General features: G+C 32.7%; 11 protein-coding genes. 8 read left to right on the top strand and 3 right to left on the bottom strand.

Annotated features, from left to right (window positions below):
* Positions 1-9: 9 nt before the first annotated feature.
* Complete coding sequence (locus tag CGC48_RS08530; RefSeq protein ID WP_098029809.1) at positions 10-1,989, bottom strand: putative porin; 1,980 nt, start codon at positions 1,987-1,989, stop codon at positions 10-12.
* Between the two features lie 51 nt (positions 1,990-2,040).
* Positions 2,041-3,063, bottom strand: a complete 1,023-nt coding sequence (gene ruvB, locus CGC48_RS08535; protein ID WP_018279172.1) for a Holliday junction branch migration DNA helicase RuvB — start codon at positions 3,061-3,063, stop codon at positions 2,041-2,043.
* A gap of 134 nt (positions 3,064-3,197) precedes the next feature.
* On the opposite strand from ruvB, the gene CGC48_RS08540 reads away from it, so the two are divergent.
* Positions 3,198-3,659 (top strand): GAF domain-containing protein, encoded by a 462-nt coding sequence (locus CGC48_RS08540; RefSeq protein ID WP_098029240.1) that lies wholly within the window; start codon positions 3,198-3,200, stop codon positions 3,657-3,659.
* Between the two features lie 91 nt (positions 3,660-3,750).
* On the opposite strand, the gene CGC48_RS08545 is transcribed toward CGC48_RS08540, so the two are convergent.
* Positions 3,751-5,235, bottom strand: a complete 1,485-nt coding sequence (locus tag CGC48_RS08545; protein WP_098029241.1) for a cellulose synthase family protein — start codon at positions 5,233-5,235, stop codon at positions 3,751-3,753.
* A gap of 328 nt (positions 5,236-5,563) precedes the next feature.
* Here CGC48_RS08545 and CGC48_RS08550 point away from each other — a divergent pair, with 328 nt between their 5' ends.
* The 7 genes from CGC48_RS08550 to CGC48_RS08580 all read left to right on the top strand — a co-directional run bounded on the left by CGC48_RS08550 (position 5,564) and on the right by CGC48_RS08580 (position 12,813).
* A complete protein-coding gene (locus tag CGC48_RS08550) occupies positions 5,564-7,012 on the top strand; it encodes an SGNH/GDSL hydrolase family protein (protein WP_098029242.1) in 1,449 nt (482 codons plus the stop codon).
* Positions 7,013-7,072: 60 nt separating this feature from the next.
* Complete coding sequence (locus CGC48_RS08555) at positions 7,073-8,599, top strand: LysM peptidoglycan-binding domain-containing protein (protein WP_098029243.1); 1,527 nt, start codon at positions 7,073-7,075, stop codon at positions 8,597-8,599.
* A 21-nt stretch (positions 8,600-8,620) separates the two neighbouring features.
* On the top strand, positions 8,621-10,306 hold the full coding sequence (locus CGC48_RS08560; RefSeq protein WP_098029244.1) for an MBOAT family O-acyltransferase: 1,686 nt from the start codon (positions 8,621-8,623) through the stop codon (positions 10,304-10,306).
* A 92-nt stretch (positions 10,307-10,398) separates the two neighbouring features.
* Positions 10,399-10,890 carry a lipocalin family protein gene (locus CGC48_RS08565; RefSeq protein ID WP_098029245.1) on the top strand — a complete coding sequence of 164 codons (492 nt, stop codon included), beginning with the start codon at positions 10,399-10,401 and terminating at the stop codon, positions 10,888-10,890.
* A 125-nt stretch (positions 10,891-11,015) separates the two neighbouring features.
* Entirely contained in the window at positions 11,016-11,222 is a 207-nt protein-coding gene (locus CGC48_RS08570; protein ID WP_018279166.1) for a Sec-independent protein translocase subunit TatA/TatB, read from the top strand.
* A gap of 95 nt (positions 11,223-11,317) precedes the next feature.
* Positions 11,318-12,358: an A/G-specific adenine glycosylase gene (mutY, locus tag CGC48_RS08575; RefSeq protein WP_098029246.1), complete on the top strand. Its 1,041-nt coding sequence runs from the start codon at positions 11,318-11,320 to the stop codon at positions 12,356-12,358.
* A gap of 44 nt (positions 12,359-12,402) precedes the next feature.
* A complete protein-coding gene (locus tag CGC48_RS08580; RefSeq protein ID WP_098029810.1) occupies positions 12,403-12,813 on the top strand; it encodes a single-stranded DNA-binding protein in 411 nt (136 codons plus the stop codon).
* The last annotated feature ends 14 nt before the right edge of the window (positions 12,814-12,827 follow it).

Consider the following 12,827-nt stretch of genomic DNA (forward strand, 5'->3'; position numbering starts at 1 on the left):
TTTTTAATGTTAAGAAAATAAATTCCAAGAAATACCCAATCGCAGAATTAAATCACGATAAGGTTGCTGAGGTGCAGAGTAATAATTATAATATTGTTTTCCGAATATTGAATCCATTATAAATGGATTAAAATGTTCTACTGAGAAAAATATACGCATAGTTCGCACTTTTGCATTCAAAAAGAAATCAAACATTGGGAAACCTCCTGTTTTTTGTGTGTTTTGTACCTCAAATTCGGCTAATAACGGGTTATATCGATTTGAGTAATATTTGGTGAAATAATTAAAACCAATTCCCGTTTGCAAAAACATTGCTTTGTTAAATAAATCTGACTCAAAATAAAACGTATTTCGTGTGACAAGTGTGGGCACATTCAGTATTTGCTGCGCATCTTGTGCAATACGTTGTAATAGAAGAGTGTTATCCAATCGGAATTTCCCTAAAGCAAATTCTTTTTGGAATTTGAGTTTTATATACTGGATATTTCCTGAATATTGTGAAGGAATTGATTGTCCTCTTTCTTTATCATTGATAGGGTTTTGTACCTGAAAAAATGTGTAATTTTTTATGTTTGAAATACTTGCAGATACATTTCCCCATTGTGTTTTCAATTCTCCAAAAATTGTTTGAATTTGTTCCTTATCAAAGTGGTTGTAGTTGTTCCAATTGTAGTTTTTGTAATCACTTTGGTAAAGCAAAAAGTTGAAATTTGGCATAGAAGAACGTAAACTTACTCCTGCCAAAATGCTATTCTTTTCATTAAAATTATACGATAACTTTCCATTTAATTTTGTTCCAGTTATCTTTCCGATAAAGGTTTGTTCTCCTTCTGCATCAATTGAAAAACCACCTACTTTTTTGTTCCACTGGAGAGCTAAACTCAGGTCAGTATCCTTTATTTGATGTCGTTGTAACTCACCCGAAACGTAGAAAGCATTTCGGAAGAAATAATTATAAAAGTAAGCATTTCCGTATACGAATGTTTTTCCCAAATAAGGTAATTCAAGCTCAGCACCTACTGTGTTAATCATCTTTTGAAGTTGCATTCGGTCACTGATGTTTTTTGTGACAAAAGCATCTCCAAAGTATTGATTTATATTGCTTTGATTGAATTTATAATATTCAGTTTCATATAAGAATTTGTGGCGAAAACGTATTTGTTTGTAAGATGACAAAGTATCTTTATTTCGTAAAAAGGCATAATCGTGCTGAAGGAAATAGCGTTTGCTTTCACGGAGATTTTCAGCATCTTGAAGAAAAACATCAATTACAGCTCTGTTTTTGAATTGTTTGTCGCCTGTTTCAAATTGTTCTGTAGAAGTAATTCCTCCATTTTCTTGGCTCTCAATGTCGTGACCTGCATAGTGAGCAAAAAGAGTGTACTTTTTATTAGGAGAAACATATGATAATCCCAATCGCAAATTTCCGTTGCTTACTAAAATTCGCTGATATTTTCCTAACGAACGAAGCCCTTTATAGCCTATAAAAATATTTAGAGTTGGTTTTAAATTTACTGAAAATAAAACATTTACCATTTGTCCTTGCTCCACTCCTGTTTTATAGGTTATGTCGGTTAGGGGAGTTGGTGATTGATAATATTTGACTTCTTCAGGTGTTAGGTAAAGTTGTTTTTTAGCATCAGCCCCCATTGAAGGTAAATAATCTTTCTCCGAAAAGTCGAACATCATCGTGTTGTAAGGTTGCCCCATATTTGAAAAAGGCATCTTTCCGAACATATCTTTTTGCCAAGCATTACTTTTGTAGAATTTTTGAATGGTAAGCGAGGTGTCAACGGCTGTTGTATCACGCAGATAAGAGATTATTTTATAATCATTTGCTGTAAAAGTAATACTATCTTTCTTCTTTTTAGGACGTACTGATTTAAAAGAAATTCCTCCTTTTTTAGATGCTTTGTCTTCTTCCTGCCCCATCACTAATGCGGGGAGAAATAAGAACAAAAGGAAGAAATATTTTATGAGTTTTTTCATAACGTATTTACGATTCATTTGATTTAGAACGACTTTTAACTTATTACAATGTTAAAAGAGAGTTCCCTGAGTGTTCGGATTTATTTTACCTAAATGTTTGTAAGCCAGTTCTGTGGCTTCTCTCCCGCGTGGCGTTCTAACAACAAATCCTTCTTGAATTAAGAAAGGTTCATAGACTTCCTCAATGGTTTCTGCACTTTCTGAAACAGCAGTTGCAAGAGTGGTAATTCCCACAGGTCCACCTTTGAATTTATCAATAAGCGTTGTCAGAATTTTATTATCCATTTCATCTAACCCGTGTGCATCTACATTAAGGGCTTTCAAACCAAATTGTGTGATTTTTATGTCAATCTTTCCATTTCCTTTGATTTGAGCGAAGTCACGGATTCGTCGCAACAAAGCGTTGGCAATACGAGGTGTTCCTCTGCTACGACTGGCGAGTTCTATGGCGGCTTCCATTGAAATAGGAACTTTTAAGATAGAGGCACTCCGTTGCACGATGTCAGCAAGTAATTCTGTTGAATAGTATTGCAAACGACTTTGAATACCAAACCTTGCTCTCATTGGTGCGGTTAACAATCCTGAACGAGTCGTTGCTCCAACTAATGTAAACGGATTCAAATTGATTTGTACTGTTCGGGCATTTGGTCCTGATTCAATCATTATGTCAATTTTGTAATCCTCCATTGCTGAATACAAATATTCTTCAACTATTGGACTCAGACGATGAATTTCATCAATGAACAGAACATCTCTTTCTTGTAAATTAGTGAGTAAACCTGCCAAATCGCCTGGTTTGTCAAGCACTGGTCCTGAAGTTATTTTAATGCCAACCCCCAATTCGTTCGCTAAAATGTGAGCCAATGTTGTTTTTCCCAGTCCAGGAGGTCCGTGAAAAAGCGTGTGGTCAAGAGCCTCGCCACGCATATTTGCTGCCTTTACAAATATTTTCAGATTTTCCAAAACAGCCTCTTGTCCAGCAAAATCATCAAACGATAATGGACGTAAAGCTCTCTCTATATCAAGTTCTTGAGCAGAATAATTTTCTTTATTTGGGTCTAAATTTTTATTCACTTCTTTGTTAGTAATTCGAAAATTTGAATGCTATTTATTCGAAGCTACAAAGATATTATATATTATTGGGAAATACAAAATATCAATTATTATTATCTTTTTTATTATTTTTGCCAATAATTTTTAGAAAAAAGATGAGTATATTTAAAGATTTAGAGCCAAAAATTGTGTTTATCTGTGAAAATGAAACGGATTCACGAGATGTAAAAATGCAAAAAATTTGTGATTTGCTTCAGGCTGAAGTTTCTCATTATAACTGGGCAGGATTTTACTTTGCTAATCACGAAAGCAAAACATTACATTTAGGAGCTTTTGCAGGAGAACCAACCGACCACACTGTAATTCCTTTTGGTAAAGGTATTTGCGGACAAGTGGCTGTTTCAAATCAAAACTTCGTAGTTCCTGATGTAAAAGCTCAAGATAACTACATAGCTTGTAGCATTACTGTAAAATCAGAAATTGTTGTGCCTTTGTTCGTTAATGGAATAAATATTGGACAAATTGACATAGATTCACATACGTTAAATCCTTTTACTAAAGAAGATGAAACTTTTTTAGAATTTGTAAATAAGGAGGTTTCTAAATTGTTTAGCTAACAACAAAAAGGCCTTGAAAATTGACTTTCAAGGCTTTTTGTTGATTTTTAAATCTTAAAATAAGATATGATACAAATAATAATTAATCAAACTACGCTTTTGAAGTTAAGGATTTGAAAAACACAAAACCAAATCCCAAAGTTAGCATACAATGGAAAGGAAACATTCCAAAATCATTGAGCCTTACAGCACTATATAATCCAAAGATGAAATAAACCATCAACATAAATTCAAAAATCATATTTGGAGAAAGTTTTGTGTTGATGTATTTATTATTTTTCCAACTGTCTGATAATGTGCTGATATTGAATTTTGGAGTACGAACGAATTCACTTTTCTTACCTGTGTGTCCTTCTAAAACAGCAATCGTATTGTGGAAAGAAAAACCTAAAGCCACTGAAAAGAAAGTGAAAAATAGTTTTACGTAATCAAGAAAATCATCGAATGTTTTGCCTTGTAAATTTTTGTAAGTTACCCAGTAACAGATAAATAGGATGATGGTGCTTATTACAAAGAAGCTTGTTACTTCAAAAACCCAACCTAAATGTCCATACGTATTTTTGATATAAAGCATCGGGATACTTAATATGGAAACAACGAAAACCCATAAAAACATTGAGCTATTAAGAAGATGCATCACGCCGTGAAATTTCGTTTTCAAACCTATGTTTTTGGCTGAAAGCACTCTCGATACCGATTTTCTGAAGTTTTCAGCTCCACCTTTGTTCCAGCGGAATTGTTGTGAACGTGCAGCCGAAATCACTACGGGAAGTTCTGCTGGAGTTTCTACATCTTCTAAGTATTTGAATTTCCAGTTTTTAAGCTGAGCTCGATAACTCAAATCCAGATCTTCTGTTAAGGTATCGCCCTCCCAATTTCCTGCGTCGTAAATACATTCCTTACGCCAAATACCTGCAGTTCCGTTAAAATTAATGAAATGCCCCTTTGAGCTTCTTCCAACTTGTTCCAATGTGAAGTGAACATCTAAAGCAAGAGCTTGTATTTTTGTTAGAATGGAATAATCACGATTCAAATGTCCCCAACGAGTTTGAACAACACCAATTTCAGGATCTTTAAAGTATATCACTGTTTTTTTCAACCAATCGGGTTGTGGCATAAAATCCGCATCAAAAATGGCTATGAAATCTCCTTTTGCAATGGCAGTTCCTTCCTTCAAAGCTCCTGCTTTGAAGCCTTTACGATCTTCCCTGCGAATATGTTGTATGTCTAAACCTGTTTTTTGTAAATTCTGAATAATTTCGGCAGTTTCGGTAATAGATTCATCTGTAGAGTCATCTAAAACTTGAATTTCCAATTTATTCTTTGGATACTCCAATTTTGCAATATTCTCCAGTAAACGTTTAACTACATATTTCTCGTTGTAGAGAGGTAATTGAATAGTAACGTAAGGGATTTCTTTGGGGTCGAGCAAGTTGAACTTTGGTGCTTCACTGTTTTTCTTTCTGTGTTTTAGATAGTTATAAAGCAAGTTCAACATCGAAAGGCTGTACAAAAAAATGAGAAGTAGTGCTAAACAATAAATTGTGATAATAGTGTAGTTGATTATCATTCCCATACTAATTTTATCTGAAAAAGAATATTCGGCAAAGATATAGTATTTTTTTTAGCTCGGAATAAATTGGAGCCTATTTTTTGTGTTAAAAAAAGTATTTTGGTGTAATGGGTTTATTTTTAATGTTTTATGAAGAATGAATTTTAGTGAGTTATTTTCATAAAACTCCGAAAATAAAGATGTTTAAAGAAATAAGAGAGCTAAAAGCTGAATACAAATTTTATTGTACATTTCATAGAAATGATTACTTTTGCACCCCAAAAATAATTTTGAATATTAGGTGAACAAATCCTACTTCATACAAGCCTTTTTGATAATTTTATTCGCCGCTATGTTTTTCATAGGGTTTAAAGAAATATTACCCAAACGAATTTTTCCTGAAACTTCAAATCTCACAGAAAATGTGATTGTAGATAGCTTAATGTTGGAAGCAATATCTGATTCTGAGGTTGTTGAAAAAATAGAAGAACCTGTGTTGGATACTCTTGTTGTTGTGGAAGATAGTAATTTTCTTGGTGCATTTTTCAAAAAACTTCAGGAACTTGAGACCTCAGGAAAGGGAAGTGTGCGTATTGGCTATTTTGGAGATTCTATGACTGATGGAGATTTTATTGTACAAGATTTGCGACAACTTTTCCAAGATGTTTATGGAGGCTTAGGAGTCGGTTTTTTGTCAATTACTTCAGAATCAGCGGCTACAAGAGCAAGTGTTAGACATTCGTATTCTAATAATTGGAAAACTCAATCTTTTGTGAATGTGAAAAATCCCAAAAGTCCCTTTGGGGTAAGTGGAAGAGTTTCGTTCGTAAAAGATTCAACAGGAGTTTCTTGGCTTGAATACAAAGCTTCGGGACAAAAACATATTACAGAAATTTATTCACCTGTATTGTTCTATGGAAATTCAAAAAATAAAAATGCTTCCGTTGAAATTTCGTATACTGGTGATACGACTAAAGTGGTTAAACCTCTTACTACGGATAAAAAACTTAATGCCTTAAGCCTTTCAAATAACGATGTTAAGGGGTTGAAAATAAGGTTTATGGGGGCAGATTCCATTCCTTTTTATGGAATTAATTCGGATAACAAAAAAGGAATTCATATTGATAATTTTTCCAGTAGAGGAAATTCAGGATTACCACTATCGCTCCTGAATGCTTCCTTGATGCAAGAGTTTGAAAAATACTTAGGTAACTATGACTTAATAGTACTTCATTTTGGAGCTAATGTGTTGAATTATGGTAAGTTAGACTATTCTTGGTATGTAAAAGGAATGACAAAAGTGGTTAATCAAATTAAGACTTGTTTTCCTAAGGCTTCTGTATTAATTGTTTCTTCTGCCGATAAATCAACTAAATATGAAATGGAAATGAAAACTGACTTGGCAGTTGTTCCATTGGTTGAAGCACAGCAGAAATATGCTGAAGAAACACAATCAGGATTTATCAACTTATACGAGCTTATGGGAGGAGAAGGCTCAATGGTAAAATGGGTTGAAGCAGAGCCATCATTGGCAACGAAGGACTATACTCACTTCAACGCACGAGGTTCCAAAAAGGTGGCTCAACTGATTTATGATGAATTGATGAAGAAATATCAGCAATTTAAGGAGACCAAGACCTCAAGAAATATCAGTACAAACACAATTGAAGAGGTTATTGAAGAAAAGGAAATTGATACCACAGAAATTAAAGAAGATTTAACTATATCAAAAGATACAATTGAGATAAAAACAGATAGCATTTTCATTCCAAAAGAAAAAGAAGTTGAAAAAGTAGAATAGAAATTGCTATGGAACAATTCTTTTGGATTAAGAATTGTTTTTTCAATCAAAGATACAAAGATGAATATAGATATAAAAGGTATAAAAATAATTGGCTCAATAGTTTTACTAATTGTAACTATATCTCTGTATTTCAGAGTTTTTTATAAAGTTTTTTATATAGAAACAGAGGCATCGACTGAAATTAATTCTGTTGTGGATAATGCCATTCAAATGGATATGTCTTATCGTCAGTTGGCATTGCTCGATGAGAGTTTTATGAAGGAAGATACACTTCATTCTCCTTCCGAAAATCAGAATTTATACAATTTTGAAGTACTAAAACCATTCTTTGAAAAACTTGCTGCTTTAGAAACATTTAATGACCGTAAACTGAATATCGTACATATTGGAGATTCTCATATTCAGGCAGATGCAATGACCAATCTTATACGACAAAGATTTCAGCAACAATTTGGAAATGCAGGATTGGGTTTTGTTTTCCCTTATTCCTTGATGCGTACTAATGGAGGGCGTAATGTTCGTTTTTCATCAAACATATCTTGGGACAATAAAAAAATAACGGAAATTAAAAAAAATGGTGACGTAGGTCTTTCAGGATATTCTTTCACGACACAGAAAAATAACTTTTTGATTGAACTGGAGCTGAAAAACAAAGAGTACAGCTTTAATACGCTGAAAATCATTACTCCTTCAAATCAACAAATGTTTGAATTGGCAACCAATAAAGGTGAGGTGTCACTCAAACCAACTCAACCCAAAACGATTTCTCACAAAGTTAAGAAGGGAGAAACTCTTTATGCCATATCCAGAAAATATAAAACGACAGTGGCAAAAATTCAGTCCAATAACAAATTGAAAAACAATAAAATAAAAGTTGGTCAAATTTTGAAAATTCCAACTTCTCAAATGGAATCGAAGCCTGTTGATTTGTCAAACTTCAATATTTTAGCTAATACTTCTCCTCAATTGTTTAGCTATTATATGTACGAAAATTTAGACGTTTCAGATAAAATTTATTTAACTCCTAATCCTAAGGGTAATAATTTTACCCTCAGTGGAATTATATTGGAAAATGACCAGTGTGGAGTAATTTATCACAATATTGGTGTGAACGGAGCCCACATCTCGGACTATAATAAGTCTCAATTGTTTTTTGAACAGCTAAAAGCTCTAGAACCAGATTTAATCGTTATTTCTTTGGGAACCAATGAGAGTTTTGGGAAATTATCTGCTTCGGAGTTTTATGCTCAAACAGAACGTTTTATGAATTTAATTCGTACCAATTATGGGCAAACCCCAATGATTTTAACGTCACCTCCGCCATCACTTCTGAAAAAACAAAATCCGAATCCTCTGTTAATTGAATATACAGATGTCTTGATAAATAATTCTGTATCAAGAAATTATGCTGTTTTTGATTTGTATAAAGCTATTGGAGGGCAAAATTCGATGGAACGATTAATAAATCTCAATTTGATTGCCAAAGATAGAATTCACTACACAAAAAATGGCTATGAAGAGCAAGGTGCATTGTTTTTTCAATCACTGATGAGTAATTACGAAAAATCAAAAATTGCAAACTAAAGATAAAAGAAACTAAAAACATTGAATATAACAAATCTACAAAATTGGTTTTTTGAACATTTGAATTTCACTTCAGAACAGGTTAAAAGTTGGTTCATTTATGACCCAAATAATCCATTACTTTTCAATAGTGGTTTGTTTTTGGGAATGTTTTTGATATTTTATCTGGTTTACATTATTACCAAGAAGCACTCGCATTTTCGCACGACTTATGTTATTTTATTTTCATTATTTTTCTATTACAAAGCAGGAGGAAATTATTTTATTCTTCTGTTGATTTCTTCAGTTTTGGACTATTTTTTCGCAGGACAAATCTACAAAAGTGAAAATAACCAAAAGCGGAAATTGTTCCTGATAATCAGTATGGTAGTCAATCTTGGGTTGTTAGGATATTTTAAGTACACTAACTTCCTGATAGATAGTTTTAATAATCTGTTTGAGGGTAGTTTAGCTTTCCAAGATATTATTTTGCCTATAGGGATTTCGTTTTATACTTTTCAAACGATGAGTTATACAATTGATGTTTATCGAAGGGAAATTGAACCAGCAAAATCCTTTTTAGATTTTACTTTCTTCGTTTGTTTTTTTCCTCAACTTGTCGCTGGACCAATTGTACGTGCCAAAGATTTTATTCCTCAGATTTACAGAAAGATAGAACTTACAAAACAAGAAACTTCTTTGGCGTTGTTTCTCATAATTGGAGGATTGCTCAAAAAAGCTGTGATTTCGGATTATATCTCGTTAAATTTTGTTGATAGAGTTTTTGAATCTCCAAATAACTATACTTCGTTCGAAAACTTGATGGCTGTTTATGGATATTCCTTACAGATTTACTGCGATTTTTCAGGATATTCCGATATGGCTATAGGTTTGGCTTTACTTATGGGGTTTACTTTGCCTACCAATTTCCGAACACCTTATCAATCGCAGAATATTACAGAATTTTGGCGTAGATGGCATATTTCGCTCTCCACTTGGTTGAAGGATTATTTGTATATTTCAGTAGGAGGAAATAGAAAAGGTACTTTTTGGGGATACTTTTTCCCTATTTTGTTTTTTGCCTCTACGTTGATATGGGGATTTTCGCAACTTGAGCATAGTAAAATTCCGCTAGTTATTGCTGGTGGGAGCTTTCTTGTTTTTCTTCTTACTTTACTGATTTCCAAAAATAAGAAAAAAACAATGTACTCTAACTTTAATCAGATGACCACAATGTTGCTTGGAGGATTGTGGCACGGAGCAAGTTTACGTTTTATCGTTTGGGGAGCTTTGCACGGATTGGCTTTGGCAATACACAAAACGTTCGCTGAGTTTTTTCCAAACAAGAATTCAAATGATAAAAAAGGTTTTAGTTGGTTTTCGAAGATTCTTTTTACTTTCGTGACTTTCCATTTCGTAGCTTTTTGCTGGATATTTTTCCGTTCAAAAGACTTTGGAATAGCTATGGATGTGATTAATAACATAGGTAATCTTTCTTTTGAATGGCAGCAATGGTTGGTAATTGCAGAAGGTTACAGGAATGTATTTTTACTTTTGTTAATTGGTTTTGTATGGCATTTCTTCCCTCAAAGTCTGAATGAAAGATTGAAAAACTTCTTTGGTAAATTGCCTCTTTTGATAAAGGCTTTAGTTGTGGCATTCGTTTTTTGGATTGTTTATGCAACAGCTTCCAGCGGGGCACAACCTTTCATATATTTTCAATTTTAAGGTAAGTAGTTCTGTTAATATTTAGTTAATTAAGATTTTTCTTGAAACTATATTTGTAGATTTGCAATTGACATACTTTTTTGAAATTTAAGATGAGAAAAGTTATATTTTTTGTATTTGTTTCACTATTAGCTTCTTGTGCTGGTTTTTCGGTTGTTTCAAATCCAAAGCAAGATAAAACTAAGGTGACAAGTAAGATAATTGATGGAAATTGGATATTGGAGTCTGTTACTCATAATCAGAGAGGTGAGTTTGAAATTACATTGTTGAACGATACTTCTAAGGAATGTTTTGAGGGAAGCACTTGGGAGTTTACTCCGAGTAATAATCGTGGTGTATATAATATTGTTAAGGAAGATTGTTCAACGGGAGAGCGAAATTTTGTGTTTGTTATTCAACGAAAAGTAGAATCTTCAGGGTATTATGATTTTATGCTAAAACCAACAAACGAAAATTATCAATCTGAAATAAATAAAGGAATTACCTTACGTTTAGCCCATCTTTCCGAAAAAACAATGATTTGGGAACAAACGGTAAATGCTGATGGCAAAACATTTGTAATATCAATGAATTTTGTAAAATAGGTTTTTTTATCTTTCTGTAAATCAGGTTTTTGTGTTGATTTCTTAATTTAAAACGATTAATCTATACTTTTTAAGAAATAAAATTTATATATTTGCCTTTCAAAAGGGTATAAAAATTGAATATTATGACTTTATTGAATATATCTCTGTTTATTAGTAAATTAGGAGCTCCTGAAATTATTCTCATTATCGTTGCACTTCTGATACTTTTTGGAGGAAAGAAAATTCCTGAATTGATGAAAGGCTTGGGAAGTGGTATCAAAGAGTTTAAAAATGCCTCAAAGGAGGAGAATAAGAATGATTCTACTGCTATAGAAAAGAAAGAAGAGTAATAGTTTCAAAAATCTGGAAAAAATCTAAAGAGCCGAAGTTTTTTAATTTTGGCTTTTATTTTTGTGTTTAATTACGTTGTATTCTAATAATTATTTTGGATAACCAATTTTTTAAAAATCAGCTTGTTGAATGGTATAAAAACCAACGAAGAGATTTGCCTTGGCGTAAGACAAAAGAACCTTACAAAATTTGGCTGTCTGAAATTATCTTGCAACAAACTCGTGTAGTTCAAGGGCTTCCTTACTATGAGCGGTTCATTCAAAATTTTCCTACCATTTTTGATTTAGCAAAAGCTGATGAAGAGCAAGTTATGAAATTATGGCAAGGTTTGGGCTATTATTCCCGAGCCAAAAATTTGCATCATACAGCTAAAAAAATTGCATTTGAATTTGATGGAGTTTTCCCAAAATCATATAAAGAATTAATCAAACTAAAAGGCATTGGAGATTACACGGCAAGTGCGATTGCTTCTATCTGTTATTCAGAACCTTGTGCAGTTGTAGATGGAAATGTATATCGCGTTTTGGCTCGTGTGTTCAATATTGAAATTCCGATAAATACTTCTGAAGGAATTACTTACTTTAAAGATTTGGCAAACAATCTATTAGACAAAGAAGATGCAGGTACATACAATCAGGCATTAATGGATTTTGGTGCAATTCAATGTAAACCTCAATCTCCTGATTGTCAATCTTGTATATTTTTAGATAAATGTTTAGCAAATTCTCTGAAAAAAGTTAGTGAACTGCCTAAAAAAGCTGGAAAGATAAAAATTAAAAAAAGGTATTTCAACTATTTGGTTTTTATTGATAATAAAGGGTTTACGTCGTTAATCAAAAGAGTTGAAAGAGATATCTGGCAAGGACTTTATGAATTTCCTCTTATTGAAAGTAATACCGAAATATCTAAAGAAGAATTAATTGAGAAATTAAGTGATTTATCTATTTCTTTTTCAGATGTTTGTGTTTTGAGTGAAAAACTCATTGTTCATAAATTATCGCACCAACATATATATACTCAATTTTGGATAGTTCAAACTGAAGAAATTTTAAATTATCGTATTGATATTAAGGATGTAACATCTTATCCTGTGTCTGTATTAACTGCAAATTTCATTAAAGAATTTTGGTTTTAGAAAAATAAATTCTATTTTTGGAAAAAATTAAAGAACTGCTTGTTATGAATGGAACGCTAAATAAAGTAATGCTCATTGGTCGTTTGGGAGATAATATCAAACTAACCTATTTTGAAGGCGGAAACTGCATTGGGCGTTTCCCCCTGGCTACCAATGAGGAATATGTGAATAAGGTTACTAATGAAAAGGTTGTTGAAACGGATTGGCACACGATTGTTGTGCGAAACAAACTGGCTGAGGTTATCGAAAAATACACAACAAAAGGAGATTTAATTTATGTTGAAGGTAGATTAAAAACTCGCCAGTGGCAAGCAGAAGACGGTTCAATGCGTTATACTACTGAGGTTTATGTAACCGATATAAATTTATTACCCAATCGAAGGGAAAATCAAAATTCTCCGTCTTCTCCTTCTGAAGGTAATTTTAGCAAAGAGGATAATGGAATGCCTTTTTAAATGACATTTTTTAA

Origin of the sequence: Capnocytophaga cynodegmi (assembly GCF_002302475.1) — a bacterium.
Taxonomy (GTDB): Bacteria; Bacteroidota; Bacteroidia; order Flavobacteriales; family Flavobacteriaceae; genus Capnocytophaga; species Capnocytophaga cynodegmi.